This is a genomic window from Phnomibacter sp. (assembly GCF_036803085.1).
Taxonomy (GTDB): domain Bacteria; phylum Bacteroidota; class Bacteroidia; order Chitinophagales; family Chitinophagaceae; genus Phnomibacter.
In genome coordinates, this window is sequence record NZ_DAIRUZ010000003.1 from 191,706 (window position 1) to 217,617 (window position 25,912).

Below are 25,912 nucleotides of genomic sequence, written 5' to 3' on the forward strand. Positions count from 1 at the left end.
TTACGCTCTTGCATTTACGTTCACCGATTTCTTTTCCAAACCATAAATCACAAAACCACTCACCTGCTTAAAACCCATGGCCGATAATTGCTCCATGTATGCCTGTACTTGCTGCTGATGCTTTTCTTTTTGATCATCGGCTGCAGTAAATTTAAAATCATACACCAGGCAGCTATCCTGATTGTACAACACCAAATCTGGGCGGCGCAGTTGTCGGTCGGCAGTCAGCATATTGCGTTCGGCCAATCGCTTGTACTGTCCGCTGTGCCAAGGTTGCAACGCATCCATGTTGAGCAGATCGGTCAAAGTTTGTTCGAGTTTTACTTGCTGATAATCATCTACCCAACCTTCGCGGCGCAAACGTTGTAATGCATCGGGCAGCTCTTGGGGATGAGATAATTTACTCAGCAACTCATGCAGTAATACGCCTTGCTTTCGGGGCAGGCTTTGCTCATCGCCATCTTTCACATCAATTCCTGCACTACGAACGGATAATACATTTCGCCAGTTGGTAAACAAGAGTGGGTCTTGTTGTGTCGGCGTTGCCGGCTCCTTCTTTTCTTTTACTGCAACTATTTTACCCACCGTCCATTGCTGTACATCCTTGCTCCATCCATTACGAATGTCCAGATAATGAACAGTGGGTAATGGTGTTTGGCTTTCTGCCACAGCATGCATCAATTCGCCTACATGTTTGTAAGGAAAACTTTCTTTCGATTTGGTCGCTTTTTCTTTCGCTGGCGCCCATCCGTATAAGCGTTGTTTAGCACGTGTAAATGCCACGTACAACACATTGAGATTATCCATGGCCGTCAGTACCAATTCTTCGTAATAGGCTTCAGCAAAGGCACTCAGTGCCAGTTCCTTTTTGTATTGCACCGGCACCATGCTGATGCTGTTGAAATCCGTTTGGCTATTGTCCGTCCACAAGGTTGGGGCCATGGGGCCACCCTTTGGTAAAATATCCCAATCCAAAAAAGGCATGAGCACAATATTGTAGGCCAGCCCTTTCGATTTGTGAATCGTTACTACTTCTACCGCATTTTCAGTAGCTGTGGCTGGCAAGGAAGACTTGTGTCCGTCTTCATCCCAATACAGTAAAAATTCTTGCAGGCCGGCATCGCCATAGCGAAGCCATTCCTGCACTTTATCAGTAAATGCCAGTAGATAAGCAGCATGCTTAGGCACTGTTGACAATTCAAATAAAATGATGAGTTGATTGATGAGTTCGAGCAAAGGCAACTGCTTCAATGCAGATGCGTTATGTTGTAACTCATATGGCAATACAGCATTATCGCCATTGCTGGCAAATACTTCCAGCCGGTTGGTGGCTGCACCATTTTGCAAATAGATTAGCTGTCGTAGCTGAGCCAATGCAATGGTATGCTTCGGATTATTCAACCAGCGCAAGGTACAGAGCAGCATTTGTATGGCCTGATTGTTTTTCAGCATCAGGGCATCACCTGAAATGACACCAAATGGAATAGCATTCGCATCCTGCATGGCCACCAGAAATTCCACAATCGTTCTTGCTTCGCTATTGGTTCTGGTAAGGATGCTCAAATCTGAAGGCCGGTATCCTTCTTTCAGCAGTTCTTGTATTTGATTGTACAACAGTGGCAATACTTCATCGGTGTAGTTCATGTCTTCTTGCAGCACTACATACTGCATGGATACATAACCATTGTCGGCGGCCGATGCTGGTATTTGCTGAAAGCTGTCAGCATAGGCATCATTAAAAATGCTATCGTAGCCTTTGGCAGAAAGTAATTGCCGGGTAGCAGCAGGTGCAGCTGTTATTTCTGCTGACAAACTTGCTTGCAGCAACTGCGGCGCCACATGAAACAACAAGTTGTTGAAATGGATAATTTGAGAGGTGCTCCGATAGTTATCCTGCAAGGTTTTTACCTGTGGCCTGAAGGCTTGCAGCTGTTGCTGCACGGTGCTGAGCAGCAACCGCCAGTCACCATTGCGCCAGCGGTAAATGGCTTGTTTTACATCCCCCACTATCAGGTTGTAATTGCCCTGCGCCAAAGTTTCGGTAAGCAAGGGCAAAAAATTATCCCACTGAAAACTACTGGTATCCTGAAACTCATCGATGAGGTAATGCTGATAACGATGGCCCGTTTTTTCATAAATAAAAGATGCGTTTGTATCTTTTGTGAGCTCCCGCAGCAGGTGGTGTGTATCGCTGATGAGCAATGCATTATTGTCTTTGCGATAGGCCGCCAATTCTTCTGCAAACACCCGCATCAACCGCAGCATGCCCAGATTTTGCCGAATGGCTTTTGCGGTACTGTAAGGCACAATATCATCGTCATACCAAGTCATGAGTTGATACAGTCGACGTTCGATAACCGGCTGTAATTCAGCTATACGTTGGCGGGTAGATGCGTCGGCTTTTTTGGGGGCCATCTTATCAGGGGCATCGGCAATTTCCTGCACCCTCGAATTCGGAGCTGTTACTTGTCCTTCTGCTGCCTTAAAAAAATAATTGATGAAGCCAGCTTTACCATAATGAAAATCTTCCCTGTCTAATCCGGCTTGAGCAACTGCATCAACAATAGCTTTGCCTGCATCTGCCCACTTCTTTTCAATGCCATGAATAGTGGTCTGCACTTGTTTGTTCAGCCCTGCAAATGCAGCTTGCACTGCTGCATCATCAAACTGTTCCATGGCTTCTTCAAAGCTTTTGAATTTTTCTTTGAAGAGTTCATTAGCCAATCGCAGCATGTCTTGCCGAAAATCCCAACGCCGTCCATCTTCCAATCTTTCTTTGGCAAAATCAATTACCCAGTTTTGCAGGTCTTTGTCATCATCCAATCGCAGGTACAAACGCTCTGCCAGATCTTCTTTTACTAAATCTTGACTCAGTTGCAATTTGAACCCACCATCAATACCCAACTCCCATGCAAAGGAGCGGATGATGCGTTGCACAAATGCGTCAATCGTGGTGATGGAAAAACGAGAGTAATCGTGTAAAATGAGCTGGTACACTTTGGTAGCCTGAGCAGCTATTGCAGCTGCATTCATTTCGGGCAGTTGTGTCAGCAATGCTTGCTCATAGGACTTGGCCTTGTCATGGCCAGTTGCCAGCCAACGGAGCACATGCAGAATGCGTTCCTTCATTTCTGCGGTAGCCTTGTTGGTGAAGGTTACAGCCAGTATCCGCTTGTAAAGATGCGGCTGCTGCAGTACCAACTGCAAATAGTGCAGGGTAAGCGAAAAAGTTTTGCCGCTACCAGCGCTGGCTTTATAAATATCGAAAGAGGAACGGTTGGTTGCTGACATGAAAAGGCCGTTTGAACAGAAAGCAATTTCCGTTCAAACGGCATTCAGAATATCAGTAGTGGATAAGTCTACCCGTTACTTTTTCTTAGCAACCTTCTTAGCAGCCTTTTTTGGGGCAGCTTTTGCAGCGGCTTTTTTGGGGGCAACTGCAGCTTTCTTGGGTGCAGGAGCAGCTTTTTTAGCGGCTTTAGGGGCAGCTTTCTTGGCAGCTTTGGGAGCAGCTTTTTTAGGCGCAGCAGCTACGGCTTTTACCAAAGCAGTTGGCATTGGCCCTTCTTTAGATTTGTCTGCCTTTACCCAGCCCCAGTTTTCGCCGCTCTTTATGCGGTACAACTGCATGGGGGTTATTTCAAACTGATCTGCCAGTTGCTTCATTTTTACTTTCTTCTTAGGGTCTTCCAACTGCTTTTTAATAGCCCGTACTTTGGCCTCAGTTAGTTTTTTACCCTTACCAGTAATGCGTGACCATTGAGACAAACGAATGGCATTGGCTTTAGAAGCATCACTTTGTGCAGAGTGTGCACGTTGTTCTTCATAAGTAACCCATTTCAGGTTCTTTACGTTGTTGTTTGTTTTTGAATGGTCGATATGCACTACATAATCGTAGTTCTTACCTGGCTTTTTGAGGAAATACTCAGCCACCAAACGATGAATGAGGTAGTGGGTAGACTCGCCATTTACCCGGAAGCGCCAAATGCGATAGCCCTGTGGGTGAATGTTGAGCGACAGCTCACTGCCGTCTTCAATTTTTTTGGAATAGCTAATCAACCGACCAGTGTTGGTGATGGCATATTTCTTTTTCAAACCGGTAATTTTTACGGGTTTGTACTCTTCGCCTGCGGCGAATTTGATTTGTTGACTCATAGTTATGTCTTTACCACTGAAATGACGTGTTGCTTCATCGATGGTTGCGTAGCGCAAATTCGATACTTTGTTGTTGTGCAAGTCTTTATCCAGGTGCAGCACATAGTAATGGTCTTTGGTTGGCGGTGTTAAAAAACACTCGGCTACCAATTTATGCACCGGAAAGCCACGCTTCCCATCTTTAAATAAAATGTTTACTTTCTGTAATCGGAAACTGGGTGCATACAACGACAAAAACTTGCCGTCTTCTTCCAATCCTTTTACATAGCTGGCCACTCGACCAAAACTCGAAACAGCATATTTTCTTCTGCCGAGTCGCTCCTTGAGCTTGAGGTCTACCCATTCTTCGCCGGGTAACGATTTAAACTTTTTCAATTGATGGAGGATGTTAAGAGTTTACAATATTGTTCTGCCACTTTTATTTAGTTCGAACAATTCATCACGCATCCCAAATATAGCGTTATTTTCTAATTATCTAACCATTTATGCAATTAGTATGCCTGCTATCATTAAAATATCGCATTGAGCATTTATGCAACCAATAAAATTACTGCTGTCAGCGTTCTTTGATATGCCAACCGAGAACCAATGACGCCTGATTTCATCAACTATCAAGCTATTGGACAACATGACTATGCAACAACACGACGCATCAACGGAAGGCAACAATCCTCCCTCCATTTCAACCATTGATAAAACACTGTGGTGGCTGGCTGCTGTTGAACCAACGCTCTTGCAGCAATACACGGTCGATAGAAACCGGTTTCGTATTATTGGCCTAACGGTAGGCTGTACGGGTGTATTTGCCGTTATGGCCTGGACATATTTTTTCAGCACCACCACTGCTCCAGCCTGGTCGTTTCTGCCGCTCGGCATTTTTATGGGCTTTGTTATTGTAAACATCGACCGGGCACTCATCAAAACCATGAACCCGTTTAAGAAACAATGGCTGCCCCTGTTGTTGCGTTTGTTACTGGCGTTAGTCATTGGTTTGTTTATGGCCCAACCAGCCGTTTTGTATTTATTCGATCAGGAAGTAAAAACACAAGCATCGATTGACAACGGAGTGCGGGTACAACAAAAGCGGCAACAACTGGATAGTATTTATGCTGGGCAAAAAACAGCCATTACTCAACAACTGGTACAATTCGAAACACAAGCCCAAGCCCGTTACACTGAGCTGCTGCAGGCTCAGCAAGCCTATCTGGCCGAAGCCGATGGTACGGGAGGCTCCGGCACCAAAGGCATCAGTGTTATTGCCAAAGCCAAGCAACAAGCGTATGCTGAAAGAACCTCGGCATACAACCAGTGGCAGGCCCAACACCAACCTACCATGGATAGCCTTCGCCGTGAGCTGGCCAAAATTGAAACAACCATTCGCAAAGACGAGGCGGCATTTGCTCAATTGCTCAACCACGGTTTTCTCACCCGTATCGAGGCTATGCAACACCTGGTGGCCCAAAACGATGCCGTAGCGTTTCGTTATTATCTTATAATGGCCCTGCTCATGCTCATAGAACTGATGCCGGTGATTGTGAAAAGCCTGATGCCTGCCGGCCCTTATGCAGTGGCTGCGATGGAAACCGAGCAGTTTGATATCGACCAGATTCGCAAGGATTTGACGGCCAAAAAAGCCGCCGCCGACCATGATCTGCAACTACGGCAAGCCACCGAAGCCGCCAGCATCTCACAAATGCATGAGCGGTTTGCATCCTTGGCCAAAGCCGAAATAGAACAGGAATCAGTACACTGGCAGGCCAATGCGGGGCGTACATCCCGCCAGTTTTGGCAGTCCCTTTTTAAACGCCTGCTGCGTTGATTTGCAATTATTTACAACCAAAAAGCCCCCGCATTCGGGGCTTTCACCATTTCAGCTATGGCATTAGCAAAACCTTGCGGTAAGCTCGGCCCGTTTTCCGTATTTTCGCCCGCTAACAGACGCATTCTATTCAACAACAACGATTGGCATGCCGGCAACCCGCTGCGCCTGTCGTCGGATTAAAACATCTAACACAATGGATCCTATAGCAATTATAATTGGTGTCATCTGTCTCATTGTAGGCTTGGTGGCGGGCAAATTCCTCTTTGCAGGAAACACCAAAAAGAAACTGGAAGAAGCAGAAATTGAGGCGAAAAAAATGCTGGTCGATGCACAAACCTCTGCCGAAGCCCTGAAAAAAGAAAAACTGCTGGAAGCCAAAGAAAAGTTTGTTCAACTCAAAGCCGAGCACGACAAAGAAATTCTGGAACGCAACAAAAAAGTAGCCGAAGCAGAAAGCCGCATCCGTAGCCAGGAGCAAAGCCTGAATTCAAAAAGCGGCAACCTCGACAAGCAGATGAAGGAAAATGAGGCCATCAAAGAAAACCTCACCCGTCAGCTGGAAGTAGTAAGCCAGAAAAAAGCAGAGCTGGACCGCAATCAGGAGGAACATGTGCGTCGCCTCGAAAAGATTGCCACCCTTACTGCAGATGAAGCCCGTGCCCAACTCATCGAAAGCCTGAAGCAGGAAGCACAAACCCGTGCCCTTGTTATTCAGCAAGAAATAATTGATGATGCCAAACAAAAGGCTACCAAAGAAGCCCGTAAAATCATCATCCAAACCATACAGCGTACGGCTGCCGAGCAAGCCATTGAAAACGCCGTAACGGTTTTCAACCTTGAAACAGACGAAATCAAAGGTCAAATCATTGGCCGCGAAGGCCGAAACATCCGGGCGATCGAAGCTGCCACAGGTGTCGATCTGATTGTAGACGATACCCCCGAAGCCATCATTCTCAGCAGTTTCGATCCGCTGCGCCGCGAAATTGCCCGCCTCAGCTTGCAGCGTCTTGTTACAGATGGCCGTATTCACCCTGCCCGTATTGAAGAAGTGGTAGAAAAAACCCGCAAGCAAATTGAAGAGCAGGTAATGGAAATTGGTGAACGTACCGTAATTGAATTGGGCATACACGGCCTGCACAAAGAGCTGGTACGCATGGTAGGCCGGATGCGTTTCCGTTCTTCTTACGGTCAAAACCTGCTGATGCACAGCCGCGAAACCGCCAACCTTTGCGGTATTATGGCTGCCGAATTGGGCCTCAACCCCAAGCTGGCCAAACGTGCCGGTTTGCTGCACGATATTGGTAAAGTGCCCGATGAAGAAACTGAACTGAGCCACGCCCTGCTGGGTGCCAAGCTGGCCGAAAAATATGGTGAACACCCCAGCGTGGTGAACGCCATTGGCGCCCACCACGATGAAATGGAAATGGCCTACGTGATTTCCCCCATCATTCAGGCTTGCGATGCCATCAGTGGTGCACGCCCCGGTGCCCGCCGCGAAATCATGCAGCAATATTTGCAGCGCATCAAAGACCTCGAAAACCTGGCCCTTGGCTATGGCGGTGTAGAAAAAGCCTACGCCATTCAGGCCGGTCGTGAGCTGCGGGTAATAGTAGAAGCCGAAAAAGTAACCGACGCCGAAAGCGACAAACTCAGCTTTGAAATTGCACAGAAAATTCAAACAGAAATGACCTATCCCGGTCAAATCAAAGTAACTGTGATTCGTGAAAAACGTGCGGTGAACGTAGCCCGATAATCAACGCTATTTCATAAAAAAAGCCCGGCCAAATGGTCGGGCTTTTTTATAGCACCACATCAGGATTGTTGCTTGTGCTTGCGTTTTCTTTTGTTTAAATATTGCTCAATCGCCTCGGCACTGGTGTACCAAACCCTGCCCTCTTTGTAAGCTGCAATTTTGCCCTGCCGGGCCAGCAGGCTGATGTACTCCTGCCCGTACGGCAGCCCTTCATCTTCCAGCACATTGTTGATGGGCTTATACGCCTCAGCAGTATCAGTAATGTTGCTCAGGTATATATCCAACGACCGCTCCAACGCCTGACTCATCAGCAGGCACAGCTTTTCATAACGGCCATCGTTGGCCTGGTTGAGGGCATCATAATATTTACGCCGGTCGTTGCGCAAAATAATGGCCGGCGGATAGCCTTCCCGCATCAGCAGCAGGTTAAACAGCAACCGTACCGTTCGGCCATTCCCATCAAAAAACGGATGGATATGCACAAAGCGGTGATGAAAAGCCGTAGCCAGTTGCAGCGGGTGCATGCCCAGCGGGTTTTCTTGCACCCAATCCATCAGCTCCGCCATCAAATCGGGTACTTTCACTGCATTCGGTGGAATGAAATTGGCACCGGTAATTCTTACCCCTGCATTGCGGTAGCGACCGGCAAAATCTTTTTCAATTTTATCGAGCACCAGCGCATGCACATCCAGCACCATGCTTTCTTGAATGACCGCTCCCGGCTGTGCCAATACCTCAATCAGCTCAATAGCTTCCTGATGGTTCACCGCTTCAAAATGCTCCCGCAGACTTTTGCCCTTAATGGTAATGCCATCTTGCAGCACGGCACGGGTTTCGGCCAGGCTGAGGGTGTTGCCTTCAATGCTGTTGCTATTGTAGGTCCACTCTATGGAAAGTGCCTCCTGAATCCGCAGCATGGCGGCATGAGGAATGGGCCGGACAGCCACAATGCCGGCCTTCTTTTCATCGAGCCTTTGCAGCGGCATGTCTGCTCTCAAAATATCGGTTACCTGTTCTTTCCACATGCCACAAAGATATAAATATCGGTTGGTCTTCAAAATCATTTACCCGATATTTTCATTTTCCAACAAATCTTTGCCTTGCACCGTTCTTAGGCAGACATTTGCAACGATATGATGAAACGTGTATTTCCGGCCATGGCAATAGTGGCCAGTTTGTGGATGACTGCTTGCAGTACCAATAATATTACGCAGGAGAATGAGCTGAAAAAGTATTTCGACTCGGCCAAGGTGGAGGGCTGCTTCGGCATGTTCGACAACGGGCAGGGCCAGTTTACCATTTACAACATGCCTCGCTACCGCGATAGTGCTTACACACCGGCTTCTACGTTTAAAATTTTCAACTCGCTGGTAGCCTTGGGTACCGGCCGTATTTTCAGCGATACCGTGGTAGTACCCTGGGATGGCGTGGTACGCACCAGCCCAAGCGGCGATACCATGACCGACTGGAACAAAGACATGAACATGCGGGAAGCTTTTGCCGTGAGCAATGTGGGTTTTTATCAGGAAATGGCCCGCCGCATTGGCCGCGACACCATGCAAAAGATGCTGGACAGCGTGGGCTATGGCAATAAAAAAATTGGCGCCACCATCGATCGTTTCTGGCTCGACAATTCATTGAAAATAACACCCGATGAAGAGCTGGGTCTGGTAAAGCGCCTGTACTTTAAGCAGCTGCCTTTTCAAAACCGGGAGCAGGAAATTGTAAAAGACCTCATGATTCGGGAAAAGACCGACAAATACACGCTGGCCTACAAAACCGGCTGGGGCACTACCGAAAAAGGCAACCAACTCGGATGGCTGGTTGGATGGATTGAAGAAAACAAGCACCCCTACTTTTTTGTGCTCAATGTAGAAAGCCCCGATCCGAAGGTGGATTTCAAAACCATTCGCCTCAATATTGTGAAAAGCATTTTGAAAGAGAAAGGATTTTTTGAAGGCAGGAAATAATCTACCCGCAGCTGCGTTTTGCAGCTATCTTTTCCAACAGCACCCACATGATATTACACCAAGCCGCATACAGCCTTGCCCATCCGCAAAACGGATGGTGGTTGCTGGCATTGGTACCCATGGCGCTGGGTTGGTGGGCCTATGCCCGTTGGAAAAAAAAGACACTCACCAAACTAGCCGATCAACCGCTGCTGGCGGCCATTACCGCAACTTATTCGCCGCGTAAATGGCGGCTGCAGCAATTGCTGATGCTGGTAGCTGTAACCCTGCTGGCACTGGGTATGCTGAGCCTGCAACAACCCCTTGAAAAGGGCGGCGCACAGGTAGAAGGCATGGAAGTGGTGCTGGCTATTGATGTAAGCAACAGCATGCTATCTGCCGATGCCAGCCCCAGCCGGCTGGAGCAGGCACGCCTCATTGCTACCAAGCTTACCGATACCCTGCAAGGCAGCAAAGTGGCAGTAGTAGCTTTTGCCGGCGAAGCCTGGTTGCAACTGCCCCTCACCACCGATTTACAAGCCGCCCGATTGCTCATCAGCGGGCTCGATGGCAAGGCCGTACCGCTCGAAGGCACCGATCTGCAACTGGCCCTGCAAACCGCCGCCGAAAGCCTGCCCATAGCCGACCCGGCACACAAAGCGGTGGTGCTGCTCACAGATGGCGAAGAGCTGGAAGGCGATGCCATGGCTGCCGCCGAAGCCCTGCAAAAAGCAGGCGTGATGCTCATAACTGTGGGCATTGGAACGCCCAATGGCATTGTGCTGAAAGATGGCACGGGCCTGCCCGTACGGGATGAGAATGGCGAACCCGTGGTAAGCAAACTGAACGAAAAAATACTGCAGCAACTGGCTGCACAAACTGGTGGCCGTTACCTGCCACCAGCCACTACACAAGAACATGCCAATGCGGTGCTGGCCATATTGCGGGAGCTGCCCAAATCGCCCATGCTCAACAGCTACCTGGTGAATTATTACAGCTACAGCCACTGGCTGATAGCGTTGGCCTTGTTGCTGATTATTGTAGCCACTGCCCTCACCGAAAAAAGAAGCAAGAAAAAAATAGCCGCCGTAGCTGCTTGTTTTTTGGTGTTGATACTACCCATTGCCACTTCAGCACAAACCAATACCAACAGCCAACTCCAACAGGCCGATGCGCTATACCAGCAGGGCAAGCTGGATGAAGCCGCTGCGCTGTATGCCGAAGTGCTGAAAGCCAACCCCAATGCCTGGATGGCAGGCATGCATTTGGGCAATATTGCCTACAAAAAAGGCGATTACGAAAAAGCAGCCAGCCAATATCAAGCCATGCTGCAAAAGGCCGGCAGCGATGCCCGTGCCAAAGCCATGCTGCACAACAACGCCGGATTGGCGCAAGCACATCACAAGCAACTGAAAGAAGCCGTGGGCTCATTTAAGCAGGCGCTGAAATACCAACCCGATGATGCAGAAATAAGCCGCAACCTGAACATAGCGCTGGATGAACTGAAAAAACAACAGCAGCAACAGCAACCGCAGCCAAACCCCGACAACAAGAAGCAACAGCAAAAAGCCGATGATCAGTTGAAGGCGCTACAGCAAGAAGAAAAACGCATTCGCCAGCAAATGCAGCAGCAAAAGAAATCGGCGAAGTTGCCTGGGAGGAAGAGTTGGTAAGAACAAATATTTTTAAATTATGCAGCTTTCTGCTTATAGAGATGTTCTTGAAACTCAATGAACAAACGGCTGATATTTGCCACGTCTCCCAAAATTTCTTTAGCGTCTTCTAATGATTGATACTTGTTAGTAAGTAAGATGGGTAGTTTTTCCTGATCGAGTTCATCCACTCCTGTCTCAATGTACTTACTCAAAACGAAAGTGATAAACTCTTTCTGCTTGTCGTTGAGCAAAGCAAATATTGTTGCTTCTGCTGCTTTTGCTCTATCCTCTCTTGTCATTGCGATGTAATCGCCATTGAATACGTATTCCAAAACATCATACAGGTCACTATTTTCCATATCTACCAACTTTTGCAAGGTCAGTAAATCGTCTTTCGGGAAACCCGCAGATTCTAAATTCTCCAACAAAACTTTTCGGGTAATGGGATTACTCCAAAGTTTCCGCAATTCTTCTTCGTCTTTGAATAACTTGGGTAATTCACCAAATAGATTGCTTAGAAATTCTTCAGCTGATATTGGACGTCCATCTGCACTCCAGAATGATGTTTGCGAAGTGAATTGAATTTGACGGTCTTTCCCTTTTGCCAGTTTTACTTTTATTTTTTGTTTGAAAGGTTTGGGTTCCCCTGGCTCGTTTGGCTCTTGAGGTTCAGTGGGAAGTTTGGGTATGGGAGGGACCCCGCTTGTAATTACTGGTTCTAATGGCTCACCGTCCCATTCCGGATCTGAAAAGTGTTTGTAGGCATCCACAAAATCGTAAATAGTAAAAAACTCTTTACCGTCAAACAATCGTGTGCCACGGCCTACAATTTGTTTAAACTCAATCATTGAATTTACTGGGCGAAGCAAAACGATATTGCGAATGTTACGTGCATCAACTCCTGTGGAGAGTTTTTGCGAAGTAGTTAAAATGGTTGGAATTGTTTTTTCGTTGTCTTGAAATTCTCGTAACAGTCTTTCGCCTTCTTCACCGTCATTGGCGGTAACACGAACACAATAAAAAGGGTCTTTGTTTTTGGCGTTTTGGTTTACCAAATCTCTTATCAATGCTGCGTGCCCTTGGTTGGCACAAAAGATTATTGCTTTCTCGTTTTGGTTAGCTTCATCTAAAAATATATTTACCCGCTTGGCTTCCCGTTCTACAATTTCAATAGTGCGGTTAAAGTCTTTTTCTTCATACAATTTACCTTCTTCAATTTCTCCTTCAACAATCGTGTCGTCTGAAGTGTAGCGGTAATCATCCAACGTAGTTTTGATGCGTTTTACTTTGAATGGCGTTAAAAAGCCGTCATTGATGCCTTCTTTCAGCGAATAGATGTAAACAGGTTCACCAAAGTATTTGTATGTGTCCACATTGTCTTTTCGTTTGGGCGTGGCGGTTAAACCCAATTGCACTGCCGGACTGAAATATTCCAAAATTCTTCGCCAATTGCTTTCGTCATTGGCTCCACCTCGGTGGCACTCGTCAATGATGATAAAATCAAAATAGTCAGCTGGATATTCGCCAAAGTAGGGTGCAGGTTTTCCTGCTGCATCAGTGCCACTCATAAAGGTTTGAAAAATGGTAAAGAAAATGGTGCCGTTGGTGGGCACTTTTCCGCTTTTCTTTATTTCATTGGGCTTTATCCGCACCAAAGCATCTTCGGGAAATGCCGAAAACGAATTGTAGGCTTGGTCTGCTAAAATGTTTCTGTCGGCTAAAAATAAAATTCTCGGTCTGCGGTTGCCGTCTCGTTGTAAGTTCCAACGGGTTTGGTATAGTTTCCACGCAATTTGAAAAGCGATTGCCGTTTTTCCTGTTCCTGTGGCAAGGGTCAGCAAAATTCTTTCTTTGTTTTGTGCAATGGCTTCAACGGTGCGTTGTACAGCTATTTCCTGATAGTATCTTAACTGCCAACTTCCGCTTTTGTCTTCAAATGGAATATTGGCAAATTTTTCTCGCCACACTTCGGCAAGCTCAGTGTCAGTGTTTTTCGGGAATGTTTTATTCCAGAGTTCTTCGGGGCTTAGAAAATCTGTTACCAAACCTTCTTCGCCTGATTTCATGCAGATTTGGTAAATGGCTTTACCATTGCTACTGTAGGTGGTTTCTAATTTTAGTTTGTCTGCATACTTTTTGGCTTGCATTACGCCTTCACTCACTTCCAATTCGTCACTTTTGGCTTCTTCTACTGCCAACTTGATGCCTTTGTAAACCAACACATAATCGGCAATTTCTCTTTTGCCCCTGCCACCGCCTGTTTGAATTTTACCTGCCGTTATGTTGTATTCACGAAGGACTTTAGAGCCTTCCACAACGCCCCAACCACAAGCCTTTAGCTTTGGGTCTATGAGTTCTGCTCTTGTTTCTGCTTCGTTCATAATTAAAATAAATCTTTATAAAATTCAACTCCTATGTTTAATGGCTCGGTTTCTGGTTTTACTTGGCTTAGCGCATTGATAATTTTTAGTTTCAATTCTTCGCTGTAATCCTCGTCATTAATAATTGATGTTATTATTTCTTTCAATAATTCTTTTTCGATTAGATTATCGGCAATGGTTACTGCAATATTCTCCATTTCAATAATAAATTTATCGACAAACACATCAAGCCCATTTACTTCTAAAAAGAAAGCCCCCATTGCTATGGATGTTCTTTTGTTCCCATCATTAAAGGCATGAAATTTATTGAATGAGAAAACAAGATGCGTTAGCTTTTTTTCAAAAGTTGGATAGTAGTCATCGTTTTGAATATGAGTAAGTGGGCTATCTAAATTTCCATAAACTTTTACTCCCTCAATGCCACCCGAAATTTCAATAATTTTGTCGTGAATTTTGATGGAGTACTCCGATGTAAAATAATTGTACTCCATCTTTATCGGTCTTTTAATCGTTTGAAAACATCTTTATTATCTTCCAGTCTCTTTTCCAAATCCATACTTCGTTCGCCCAAAAACTTATCATAATCCTCTGTGCTTACTTCATTGATGTAGTCTTTCAGTTTTTCGTGCAGTGCCTCTCTGAAAGCCAAATCACGGCTTGCCATTAGACTTCGTGCCTTTTCACGTAGTGGAATCAATGTAGCTTCAGTCAGTTTTTCATAAGTAGTAAATAATGTATGAGCCTCAGAAAGACTTAATTTTCTTCCTGATTTTTCAAATTCAGTTTTAAGTGAATTAGCATATCCATTTTCATAACCTGCTATCAAGTCCAACACTTCTGAATACATGGTGCTTCTTACACTTTCTTTTGAGTTGAGTTTTAAAATCTGTCTATACTCTTTGGCATTCTCTTTAAAAATGCTTTTATAAATTTTATCGGTTAATTGACCATACTTGAATTTGTTTTCTACTATGTAAAAATCTAAGGCATTTGTAAATTCTTGACGATAGTTATACTCACGAATTGCACTTGGCAAAAATTCTTCTTCTCGTTGGTTGATGTACTTTGTTTTACCCCCTAACTTTTTGTTAAGCACATCAATTACAATATCTAAAATTGCGGACCGAAGCTTTTGAGCTTTTTCAGAACCAGTTAGCAACATGCCTACATTCAAAAACGCCTTGTATGTAAAAATGGATAATTGGGGGGATTTTGATAGGCTATCTAATTCATTTTCAGAGAGTTGAAGGATGTTCACGACATTAATGTCGTGAACATCCCCTTTTTCTTTTGCAAGTTTCACAAAATCAACTACTTGCTCTTTGTATGATTTAAGTTTTTGTCCGGTATATAACTCATAACCGCTTTGCTCTAATTCAGTCTTATGATTTTCTAAAAGCCGATCAATGGTTCGAATATCAACTTCATAATATTGGGCTACTTGCTGCTTTGTAAATCGGTATTTACCATCGTGTTTAATACCATAAAAACCCACTTGCTCATACACTTCTTGTATGGCAATATTATTATTCAGAATGTTTTTTCTGTCAATACTGGAATTTGTTAAATCTTTACTCATATCGCTAATGCTTTTTCAGTTCTCAATTCTCCCGCAAACGCCTTTTGCAAGATGGATTTTTTCAGTTCTTCCAAATCAGCTATTTTCTTTTGATACACCGCTTCTAACTTTTGTGTTTCGGCTCGCAGGGCATCTAATTGGCGGACGATGGTTTGTTGGGCTTCTTTTGATTTGGGAAATGGTATTATTACTTCCCTAATTTCTTCTAAATGTAGATTTGGAACGCCTGACCCTTTAAGTCGCTTATTAAATTGTTTTTTTGCGATAGGAGAATTTATGAAATACAACATAAAATCAGGAATAATTTCATCTAAAACTCTGATATGAGCGAGACTAACATAAATATCAAACACAACATCTCTATCAACCATTGCCGCTACACCTGTTGTGCCATTTTTTGCTAATAGAATATCCCCAATTCTTGGAGCTACTCGTTTGTGCATTTCAATATGTTGCTTTGCATCAATGTATTTGATGTTTTCCCAATCTATTTTGCCACTGGTTACATTTTTAGATGAAAGAAATATAATCCCATCATCAAAATATTTAGGTGTTTGATGAGTTCCATCTGTAATTTTTGCACAAACTTCCTTCAAAGTTTTTTCAGCCCAATTATCTCCTTTATTCTCAAACACCCCCTTTAAATAGCTTTCAAAAAGTTCTTTGGCGTTTTTGAGGTTTTGTTCGGCATTGGCTTTTGCCTTTTCTATGGTGGCAAAGGCTTCATCTAATATGGAAACAATGCGATGTTGTTCTTGAATTGATTTTGGAAAAGGAATTTCAATTTGTTTAAGATTATCATTGTAAAGTCTTGAAATTGTTGCTCCTTTTGATGCTCCCCAATTACATATTTCATAAAAGCGGTAGAGGTAATCATTTAGAACAAGTTTTTCATTGTTGTCAATCCAGACAATATTAGAGTCTTGAAAATACGCTGGCTGTCCATCATATCTTACTCTTCTACCTATTGTCCCTGATGCAGAGATAAGAATGTCGCCTTTTTTGGGGAATGAGAATTTACTACGAAACTCATTGTATCGTTCCTTGCTGATAAATGCATCAGGTGTTTTTCCGAAAGTTCCAATTTTGTAAAATGGGATATCTCCTTCAGGTGTAGTATCTTCTTTAAATATTCTTTTACACATTGATACCTTACCAATTTCTCCCAACTTCTTTATTTCCCAACCTTGCTTCATATCAGTTCCAAAATTGAGTTAAGGATTTCGGCACTTTCTTCATCCAATGCTTTCATTTCTTCCAAAATGACTTGCGGTTGGCGTAGCGTTACTTCTTCTTTTTTGTTCGGGTTCTTTACGCTTAAATCAAATGTGCTTTGGTCAATGTCTTTTAAATTTACCGTCCAGGAGTTTTCGCTATCGGCAAAGGTCTTTTGCAGTTCAACAAATTCTGCCAAGTCGTTTTCGTTGAGTGGGTTGGTTTTGCCTAAATTGCGGTCAAGGTTCAATTGGTAAAACCAAACCTTTTGCGTGGATTTACCTTTTTCAAAAAACAATACAACAGTTTTTACCCCTGCACCGGTAAAAGTGCCACCGGGCAAATCCAACACGGTGTGCAGGTTGCAGTTTTCCAACAAGGTTTTGCGTATGGCAACCGTGGCATTGTCGGTATTGCTCAAAAAAGTGTTTTTAATTACCACACCTGCTTTGCCGCCTGCTTTCAGTATTTTAATAAAGTGCTGCAAAAAAAGGGAAGCGGTTTCGCCTGTTTTAATGGGGAAGTTTTGTTGCACTTCGGCTCGTTCCTTTCCACCAAAAGGCGGATTGGCAAGCACCACATCATAGCGGTCTTTTTCTTGTATGTCGGCAAGGTTTTCGGCAAGCGTGTTGGTGTGTATAATGTTGGGAGCTTCCACACCGTGCAAAATCATATTCATAATGCCAATGATATACGCCAATGATTTTTTCTCTTTGCCGTAAAAGGTGCGTTTTTGCAGTATCTCGGTTTCTTTGGTAGAAAGTGATTTACTGTTTCGCAAATAGTCAAACGCTTCGCAAAGGAAGCCTGCACTGCCTACTGCACCGTCATAAATTTTGTCGCCAATTTTTGGGGCAACCACTTTTACAATAGTTGTAATGAGCGGTCGGGGTGTGTAATATTCGCCACCGTTTCGCCCTGCGTTGCCCATATTTTTTATTTTGTCTTCATACAAGTGGCTCATTTCGTGCTTCTCTGCGTGGGTGCGGAAACGCAATTCGTCAATGCGGTTAATCACTTCACGCAAGTTGTAGCCACTTTGTATGCGGTTTTTCAGTTCGCTGAAAATCTCGCCAATCTTGTACTCAATGGTATCGGCACTTTCGGCACTCAGCTTAAACTTTTTGAGGTAAGGAAAGAGTTGGTTGTTTACAAAGTCAGTGAGGTCGTCACCCGTCAGGGCTTTGTGGTGGTCGAGTTTTCCGTCTTTGCCTTTCGGCATTGCCCAAACTGTCCATTGGTAATCTTTATCAATGATAGGCGTATAAGTCTTGCCTGTCAGTTCGGCTGCTGTGGCACGGTCTTTCTCCAAGTCGTCCAAGTATTTGAGGAACAAAATCCAAGAGGTTTGCTCCACATAGTCCAATTCACTGCCGCAACCAGCGTCTTTGTGCAATATATCGTCAATATTTTTAAAGGTTTGTTCGAACATTTGGGTAGTACTTTTTATCGGTCTGCTAATGTATTGAAGCGGATGGTGATTTTACTATCCTCCCAAATATTTAGCTATTTATAGTTTTTGCTTCAGGGTTTACAAAGCAACTTGGCACCCTACGATGAATACTGCTTTAGCATCATTGATTGGAGGAAAGTATGTAGTTTCCGCACTAAGATTAAACCGCTGGTTAAAAACCTTGTTATGGTGATTCCATGTAACCATTAAGAAAATTAGCGGACATTTGCCCCGCCGGCGAGAGGCCGCACAGGAGGCAGATGCCACCTGCAATGCAGCTGCAGTGTCCCGATAGCTATCGGGAGACACAACACAGTTGAGTTATTTGAAGCTGCTGAATCCCCAAAAAACAACAACCCACACTCACCTATTCACCAATTCACTTATTGACCTATTCACCAATTCACTAATACTTCACATGCAACTATATACCGAAAGCCTCACCAGCTACCAACGACTGAAAACCCGGGAAGTAAACATTGGCGGATTGCTACTCGGCAATAGCCACCCCATACGGGTGCAAACCATGACCACCACCGATACCATGGATACCGAAGCTACGGTAGCGCAGGCCATCCGCTGCATTGAAGCCGGTGCCGAGCTGGTCCGCATTACGGCGCCTTCGAAAAAGGAAGCCGAAAACCTGCAAAACATCAAAGACGAACTGCGCAAACGCGGCTACAACACGCCGCTGGTGGCTGATATCCATTTCACCCCCAATGCCGCAGAAATTGCGGCCCGCATTGTAGAAAAAGTGCGGGTGAACCCAGGCAACTATGTAGACAAGAAGAAGTTTGAGCAGATTGAATACACCGATGCCGAATACCTGGAAGAAATTGAACGCATCCGCGAACGGTTTACACCACTGATAGAAATATGCAAGGAGCACGGCACGGCCATGCGCATTGGCACCAACCACGGCAGCCTGAGCGACCGCATCATGAGCCGCTATGGCGATACACCGATTGGTATGGTGGAAAGTGCCATGGAATTTTTGCGCATTGCCCGCAGCCTCGACTACCACAACATTGTGCTGAGCATGAAGGCCAGCAACCCGCAGGTAATGGTGCAGGCCTACCGCTTGCTGATACAGCACATGCAGGAAGAATTTGGCGAATGCTATCCGCTGCACCTGGGTGTAACCGAAGCCGGCGATGGCGAAGACGGTCGCATTAAAAGCGCCATTGGCATTGGCACCCTGCTGGAAGATGGCATTGGCGATACCATTCGGGTGTCGTTGACAGAAGATCCGGAGTTTGAGATACCGGTGTGTCGTGACTTAGTGAAGAGATATCAGTCAGAAAGTCCGAAAGACGGAAAGTCGGAAAGCGGACTTCCGGACTTGCAGACTTCCGGACTGCGCTACTCCCCTTTCGAGTACAAACGCCGCCCCACATTTGAAGTAGGCAATATTGGTGGCAAGCAAGTGCCCGTGGTGATTGCCGACCTGAGTAAGCTCGACAACATTACGCCAGAAGCACTCATTAGCATTGGCTATACCTACGATGCCATTACTGATAAGTGGAGCATTGGCGATATGGCGGCCGATTACATTTTTACCGGCCATCAAATACCAGCCTTTGCACTGCCCGGCACATTGAAAGTGATTGTGTATCCGGCCACGTTTGCCAATCACGTTGCTTCCCCCACCGGGAGACATGAGGGGGCTGTCTTCCCCATCTTCGACATCCACGGTTTTGTAGATGCTGAGCTGGAAAGTGACCAGCTGAATTTTGTGATGATTGATTGCTTCAACGATGATACCGAGGTAAACGATTTTACCTACCTGGATGAAGTGGCCAACGACCCTACGGTGGTGCTTTGCCTGAGCAGCCAACGCAGCAACGCCATGCAGGCGGTGCGCCGCATGATGATGGAACTACAGGCCCGTGACATTAAAAACCCCGTGGTGCTTATTACCGACAGCAACTGGCAAACCGCCGACGAACATTTGATACACTACGCTACCGAAACCGGAGCATTGTTGCTTGAAGGTTTTGGTGATGGCCTATGCCTGGGCATGAGTAGCGCCAGCTATCAAAACGCTGCAGCCATGAATGCCAGCGGCCGCAATTATCTCAGCAATGCCACGGCCGAACAATTCATCAACAACACGGCTTTTGGTATACTGCAGGCCACCCGTACCCGCATCAGCAAAACAGAATACATCAGCTGCCCGAGCTGTGGCCGTACGCTGTTTGATTTGCAGGAAACCACCGCCAAAATTCGCAGCCGTACCAACCATTTGAAAGGCGTGAAAATTGCCATTATGGGTTGCATTGTAAATGGCCCCGGCGAAATGGCCGATGCCGATTTTGGCTATGTAGGCAGCGGCCCCGGCAAGATTACCTTGTACAAAGGCAAAGAAGTAGTGAAACGCAATGTAGACAGCGAAGTAGCTGTAGATGAGTTGATTGATTTGCTGAAAGAAAATGAGGCTTGGGTAGAACCAGCATAAAATTTCTGAAGTATGATATCTGATTGCTGATTTACTTAGCCTTTGTGATACAGCGATATTTCTTTTTGATAGCCATAGCATTGACCGTGCTTTCATGCAGCACCCACGACGCACCTACCGTGCATCGTGGGTTTTATTATTGGAAAAGTCGGTTTGCATTGGACAGCACTGAACGCAATGCGCTGCAACGATTGCGGACGGAAAAGCTGTACATCAAACTGTTTGATGTGGCTTGGGACGAGCCGACGCATCAACCGCTTCCAGTGGCCAAAATAAATTTTGCAGCAGCTTTTCCAACGCAGCAGCAATATGTGCCCGTGGTATTCATCACCAATGAAACATTGCAAAAAGCCACCCCAAAAGACATTGACAATTTGGGCAGGAATATTCCCAAACTCATCAGCAGCATTACGGAAAACAATAAGCTGCCAATGCCTGCAGAAATTCAGCTGGATTGTGACTGGACCGCCAGCACCAAAGACCGGTATTTTTTGCTGCTGAAACAGCTCCGCAAAACCAGTTTCTTTCAGGGAAAAAGATTGTCCGTCACCATTCGTTTGCATCAGGTAAAATACACGCAGGAAGCCGGCATACCACCCGCCGACCGTGGCCTGCTGATGTGCTACAACATGGGCAACCTGCAACAACCCGCTACGCAAAATTCCATTATCGATCCGGCTACGCTGAAACAATACACCAGCCGTTTAAATGAGTACCCATTGCCATTGGATATTGCCCTGCCTATATTCAGTTGGTGGGTGTGGTTTGAAGGCAACCAATACAAAGGGCTCATACATGCCCATGCGTTACAACTGCCCTTAGATGCTGAAAAAAAATGGCGCTGCAGCCGCGATACAACCATCAATGGCTATACCTTTAAACAAGGGGATTGGTTACGCTACGAAAGCTCTCCTCAGGAAAGTATTGAGCAAGTCATCAGCCACCTGCAATCGCAACTGAAACCCGACAACCGCAATATTATTCTCTATCATTTAGATGCCAAATCGCTTCAGCAATATGCAATACCCACGCTTGAAAGTTTTTATACTCGCTTCCTTCATTAGCGGCCTCATTAGTTTTCCGCAAAACATCATTGGCTGTGGCCCCATGATGGACCCCTATGATTACTTCACCAGCTTTTACAGCAAAGCTTTGGTAGACATCGGCCCCAGTAAACCGTACTTCTACACCAATCTGCTCACGTTCTACGACGATTGGGATTACACCGAAGATTCCACTGCTTTTATCAATGATGCATTGATAGCAGAATGGCAAACCTATGTACCCGGTGCCAGCAAAAAAGATGTGGTTGATTTTGTGTACAACCGCAGTGTAAACGAAGTGAAGCAATTGCAAGCTGCTATGCGTCAACCAGCGGCCACTATTGCACCGGCACTCAAACGCAACAGCATGGCCATGCAACTACTGCAGCAAAAGAAAACGGAAGCAGTACAATACCTGTTGTTGGCAAAAGCGGTAGAGCCGATATGTGTATCGCCCGACCCATGGAGTGATGGACCAAAAAGAGACAGTGCAGGCATCAATCAATACATCAATCAGGCAACTGCCGCCTGGCAAAAAACAACAGATGCATTCCTGAAAAACAAGTATGCTTTTTTACGTTGCAAATTGGCGTTTTACAACAATCGTTTCAATGATTGTACCCGTTGGTATGCCGAAGGTTTTGACGATAACAATACAACTGCGGTAAAAACCATGGCGCTTAGTTACAGTGCCGGTGCACAGTTTAAAACTGGTAAGGGCAAAGAAGCGGCGTATGCGTTCAGCAAAACATTTGCACAAACAGCACCCAAGCACCGCAAAGCCGTGTTCCTCGGTTTTTTGTGGGCAACAGATCAGTGCAACATCAGTTTGCTGAATAGCTATTGCAGCGTTGCCCGCACTCCCAAAGAGCAAGCCATGATGGCTGCCATGTTTGGCTTGTGGGGATACGATTATCATTTGCCCGTAATTGAAAAAGTATACCAGCTAGACCCGCAGTGTGAACTACTACCCCTGTTGGTGCTGCGTGAAATCAACAAAGTGGAAGAACGCTTTCTCACTCCCATGCTCGACAAGCAACCCGGCAGCAAAGCATTTTACTACAGCTGGAACGAAAAGGACACTGCGGCACTCAGCGATACACATGTGCAAGACCTGATTGCTTTGCTAGAAAAAATGGGTAGTAATCCTCCAACCAATCATCAAAGTGCATTTGCCACTGCAACAGCGTATTTGCACTATATGCGCAAAGATGTAACTGCTGCCAACAACTGGCTGGCCAAAGCCAAAGCAATGCCTGCCAGCAATGCAGTGAAAGACCAACAACAAATGGTAGGCCTGTTGATTCAAACGGCTTCTTTGCAAGCAATGAATAGCAGTAACGAAAACGCATTGCTGCCACAATTAAAATGGTTACAACAGCAGGCAGAACAAAGTGCTGAGTTCGGTATGTTTTACCGCAACCTGATGGCGCAGGTGATTGCGCCGGCTTATTATCAGCAAGGAGACTTATACAAAACCGTGCTGGCATACGGCCTTGCAGACAAAGCGTTGAAGCCCGATAGCAGCGGCTACACCTATTACGGTTACACTGCCAATGCCATCGAGTTTTTGCAAAACAAACTCAACACACCCGATATCATTGCTTTGTACGATTATCTCAACAATACACCTGCTACGGCCTACGATGCATTTTTAATGAGCAATAACTCAGTTACAAAAGATGCAGTAACGGATATGCTGGGCACTACGTATTTGCGGGAGTTTGATTTTGCCAAAGCCATTGACTGGCTCAAAAAACAACATAAACCCAGCTTGCTTACCAGCGAACAGTATAACTACAAAACGTATAAAACGACATTGCTCAATGTCAACCCATTTCATGATTACCTGAACGATTGGCAGCGATACGAAAAACCATTGGCCAAGCCCATGAGCAAACTGGCTTTTGCAGAAAAAATGCTGCGTCTGCAACAAGCCATTGACACTGCCAGCAGCAATGCTGTTAAGAGTAAACTGTATTATCAGTTAGCCAATGGCTTGTACAACATGAGCTACTATGGCAATAGCTGGATGCTGATGGCATACAACCGTCCTAATAGTAATTGGAACAGCGGAAAATATGATGCCGCCTGGGAGAAGGAATATTATGCCGTACACACTGCGAAAAATTATTACCTGAAGGCTTACGAACTCAGCCCCGACAAAGAGTTTAAAGCAGCGGCATATTTCCTGGCAGCCAAATGTGCCCAGCGCCAGATAGCCCGGCCCGACTACGACTGGAATAACTATGATGCGTACGAAGCCAACATGAAAGTGTTTCTACGAAAGTTTGCGAACAATGCCATGTTTGCCAATTTCAAAAAGGAATTTGGCAGCACGAAGTTTTACCAATTCGCCTACACCCGTTGTAGTTACCTGAGAGATTTTGCAGTAAGATCGAAATAAGCATTCGCTGATACATCAACAAAAAAGCGCCGGCAATTGCTGGCGCTTTTTTGTTGTCGTTAAATAACTCAATCCCGGTTGACACGGCCGGTAAACTTGCGTACATCGTTTACATACACGTCTACTACAAACCTTCCTTGTGGCAATGAAAGCAGGCTGTACGTAAACTTGCCATTGCGAATGGAGCGGTATTCATGCAGTTGATGCAAAATGCCATCTACGGTAATCTTCACCTCAACTTTAGCGGAAGTACTGAGTTCTATGTCCAGTTGAATATTGTCTTTGGTGCGGCGGGGGAACATAGAAAATGCGGCCTGAATATTTACCGTATCGGGCTTGTATTGGGGCGATGCATAAAAGCTCAACGCTTCGCCGGCACCACAATCGCTTTCAAACACGTACAGCAAACGACCAGTGGTATCGTACAACCGCAGGAAACCATCGCCCTGTTGCGGCTGTGCCCAAAACTGCAATCCATTGCCCGAGGTATCTGTCAATTGCAACCGATGATAACCAGCTGCCAGCGAAATGGTATCGTTGTGCTCTGTATTGGCTACCGTGCTGGTTGGCAGTTTTTCAAACTGCTTTTCTCCGGCAGCATTGTGCAGTGCAATAAAATTATCAGCAGGCCGGTTGTTCGTTTTGTATTTCAATACAAACACATTGGGTAATGTAATGGGTGCTTTGTAGGTAGTGGTAAGGCTGTTATCGGCAGGCCATGCATCGGCTTTGCCATTGGGCTGGCTCAGCATAACTGTAAACTGGTTATCCTTCGCCAACATATCCACTGCGCCAGGCAATGCTATCATCACTGTTTGGTTAAACGGCAGCAAGCCTTTCCACTGATAGGTTTTTTGGGCAGCGCCAACCGTACCATATACAATGGTCAAAGACTTCAATGCCTGGCTACCCACATTGCGTACAATGATGGTAGCATTGTTGATAGCAGGATTGTAGCGGGTAAATGCCTGCTTGTTGGATGGTGCTACAATGTCTTCCAGCAATACATCTTGCTGATGCGTAGGCTGGCCATAATAAAACAGGTATGAACCAATGTGCTCATACGCTTGCACATTGCCCGTAGCTGTGTACGGTTCCATTTGTAAGTCCACCTGATGTGTTCCTGCTTTAGCAGGCATATCAATCACGTCAGGACGTTGCAAATCGCCGGGACACCAGTAGGCACGGTCATATATCCAGGTACCGCCTTGCGGGTACAAGGCATTATCGCTGCACTCCTTCCACATGTCACGTTTGTCTGCCAGTTTTCCATCGTGCAAAATTTGCCGCCAGCGGCTACAAAACTCACTGCAGTTGCGGGGTTTGTCGGCCCCATGCCCGGTATGCTGAATGCGTACACGGCTGAAAGCAGTTTGTGCCGGAGCAGTATAACGTACAGGCATTACAGCAGCAGCAAATGGCGCTGTGCTATCACCATATTTAAACTTGCCATTCCACAAGGGTTGCATACCCAGCAGTGGTGCAATAGAAGGCCCAAATTGCACGGCTACATCCAGCGTCAATGCCCAGCCAACAGTATTGGGCTCATAGCCCGTGTGCAGGTATTCAATCTCTACACTATCCCGAAGTAAGTGCTGAAAATCGGTCACATCAACTTCCCACATCCATTGCCAGCCCTTGCCAAAGATGCTGCCATAGGGAGTAAGCATTCTGCCTATTTCTATGTGTTTGTCTTCGCCATGCACACCGCCTTTTCTGCGAATGCTGATAACATCACAATAATCCCAATGGGCTGTGGGCATTTCGTCAGGAGAACCCAGTGTGAGCTGTAAGGTCATGCGGCGTACAGCAGCTGATGCTTTGGGAAATACGCCCCATGTTTTATAGTTGTTCTCTCCTTTGGAAGGATCGGTTATAATCGTTTTTTTACTGAACGTATGCACAACAGTACTACCACTGTTTTGTGCCATTGCTGTTGTTGCCAGCAGGCACAGCAGCATGCTCCACAGGCTTGTCATCCGCATCATCTTTCGCTTCATAGTTGTTTTGCTTGGGGGTAAAAAAATCAGCATATCATTCAC

At 45.6% G+C, this 25,912-nt stretch carries 16 protein-coding genes; 7 read left to right on the forward strand and 9 right to left on the reverse strand.

The features are described from left to right. Both V7Q13_RS07850 and V7Q13_RS07855 read right to left on the reverse strand, forming a co-directional pair. Positions 1-3,291: a UvrD-helicase domain-containing protein gene (locus V7Q13_RS07850; RefSeq protein WP_333800129.1), complete on the reverse strand. Its 3,291-nt coding sequence runs from the start codon at positions 3,289-3,291 to the stop codon at positions 1-3. 75 nt (positions 3,292-3,366) lie between these two features. Then, positions 3,367-4,530: an NUMOD4 domain-containing protein gene (locus tag V7Q13_RS07855; RefSeq protein ID WP_333800130.1), complete on the reverse strand. Its 1,164-nt coding sequence runs from the start codon at positions 4,528-4,530 to the stop codon at positions 3,367-3,369. 253 nt (positions 4,531-4,783) lie between these two features. Between V7Q13_RS07855 and V7Q13_RS07860 the strand changes: the two genes are divergently transcribed. Together V7Q13_RS07860 and rny are read left to right on the forward strand one after the other, a co-directional pair. Next, positions 4,784-5,974: a DUF4407 domain-containing protein gene (locus V7Q13_RS07860; protein WP_333800131.1), complete on the forward strand. Its 1,191-nt coding sequence runs from the start codon at positions 4,784-4,786 to the stop codon at positions 5,972-5,974. A 196-nt stretch (positions 5,975-6,170) separates the two neighbouring features. Beyond that, positions 6,171-7,730 (forward strand): ribonuclease Y, encoded by a 1,560-nt coding sequence (gene rny, locus V7Q13_RS07865; protein WP_333800132.1) that lies wholly within the window; start codon positions 6,171-6,173, stop codon positions 7,728-7,730. A gap of 59 nt (positions 7,731-7,789) precedes the next feature. Here the strand turns inward: rny and V7Q13_RS07870 are convergent, their stop codons facing one another. Then, on the reverse strand, positions 7,790-8,755 hold the full coding sequence (locus V7Q13_RS07870; protein ID WP_333800133.1) for a Fic family protein: 966 nt from the start codon (positions 8,753-8,755) through the stop codon (positions 7,790-7,792). Between the two features lie 108 nt (positions 8,756-8,863). On the opposite strand from V7Q13_RS07870, the gene V7Q13_RS07875 reads away from it, so the two are divergent. Both V7Q13_RS07875 and V7Q13_RS07880 read left to right on the forward strand, forming a co-directional pair. Next, complete coding sequence (locus V7Q13_RS07875) at positions 8,864-9,700, forward strand: penicillin-binding transpeptidase domain-containing protein (protein ID WP_333800134.1); 837 nt, start codon at positions 8,864-8,866, stop codon at positions 9,698-9,700. Positions 9,701-9,747: 47 nt separating this feature from the next. Further along, positions 9,748-11,352, forward strand: a complete 1,605-nt coding sequence (locus V7Q13_RS07880; protein WP_333800135.1) for a VWA domain-containing protein — start codon at positions 9,748-9,750, stop codon at positions 11,350-11,352. A 17-nt stretch (positions 11,353-11,369) separates the two neighbouring features. Here V7Q13_RS07880 and hsdR read toward each other — a convergent pair whose 3' ends face one another. Genes hsdR through V7Q13_RS07905 form a run of 5 tightly spaced genes read right to left on the reverse strand, consistent with a single transcriptional unit; the run spans position 11,370 to position 17,941 of the window. Further along, positions 11,370-13,715 (reverse strand): EcoAI/FtnUII family type I restriction enzme subunit R, encoded by a 2,346-nt coding sequence (gene hsdR, locus V7Q13_RS07885; RefSeq protein ID WP_333800136.1) that lies wholly within the window; start codon positions 13,713-13,715, stop codon positions 11,370-11,372. A 2-nt stretch (positions 13,716-13,717) separates the two neighbouring features. Then, positions 13,718-14,206, reverse strand: a complete 489-nt coding sequence (locus V7Q13_RS07890; protein ID WP_333800137.1) for a type II toxin-antitoxin system death-on-curing family toxin — start codon at positions 14,204-14,206, stop codon at positions 13,718-13,720. A gap of 2 nt (positions 14,207-14,208) precedes the next feature. Further along, positions 14,209-15,294 carry a DNA-binding protein gene (locus V7Q13_RS07895; protein WP_333800138.1) on the reverse strand — a complete coding sequence of 362 codons (1,086 nt, stop codon included), beginning with the start codon at positions 15,292-15,294 and terminating at the stop codon, positions 14,209-14,211. After that, a complete protein-coding gene (locus V7Q13_RS07900; protein ID WP_333800139.1) occupies positions 15,291-16,490 on the reverse strand; it encodes a restriction endonuclease subunit S in 1,200 nt (399 codons plus the stop codon). Before V7Q13_RS07900 ends, V7Q13_RS07895 begins: the two co-directional genes overlap by 4 nt. After that, positions 16,487-17,941 (reverse strand): class I SAM-dependent DNA methyltransferase, encoded by a 1,455-nt coding sequence (locus V7Q13_RS07905; RefSeq protein ID WP_333800140.1) that lies wholly within the window; start codon positions 17,939-17,941, stop codon positions 16,487-16,489. The genes V7Q13_RS07900 and V7Q13_RS07905 overlap by 4 nt, the downstream gene beginning before the upstream one ends. A 439-nt stretch (positions 17,942-18,380) precedes the next feature. On the opposite strand from V7Q13_RS07905, the gene ispG reads away from it, so the two are divergent. Genes ispG through V7Q13_RS07920 form a run of 3 tightly spaced genes read left to right on the forward strand, consistent with a single transcriptional unit; the run spans position 18,381 to position 23,870 of the window. Beyond that, positions 18,381-20,420: a (E)-4-hydroxy-3-methylbut-2-enyl-diphosphate synthase gene (gene ispG, locus V7Q13_RS07910; protein ID WP_333800141.1), complete on the forward strand. Its 2,040-nt coding sequence runs from the start codon at positions 18,381-18,383 to the stop codon at positions 20,418-20,420. A 44-nt stretch (positions 20,421-20,464) separates the two neighbouring features. Then, positions 20,465-21,484 carry a hypothetical protein gene (locus V7Q13_RS07915; protein ID WP_333800142.1) on the forward strand — a complete coding sequence of 340 codons (1,020 nt, stop codon included), beginning with the start codon at positions 20,465-20,467 and terminating at the stop codon, positions 21,482-21,484. After that, complete coding sequence (locus V7Q13_RS07920) at positions 21,438-23,870, forward strand: hypothetical protein (protein ID WP_333800143.1); 2,433 nt, start codon at positions 21,438-21,440, stop codon at positions 23,868-23,870. Before V7Q13_RS07915 ends, V7Q13_RS07920 begins: the two co-directional genes overlap by 47 nt. Before the next feature lie 68 nt (positions 23,871-23,938). On the opposite strand, the gene V7Q13_RS07925 is transcribed toward V7Q13_RS07920, so the two are convergent. Next, positions 23,939-25,870, reverse strand: coding sequence for a peptide-N-glycosidase F-related protein (locus V7Q13_RS07925; protein WP_333800144.1), 1,932 nt, complete (start codon positions 25,868-25,870; stop codon positions 23,939-23,941). Positions 25,871-25,912 lie beyond the last annotated feature (42 nt).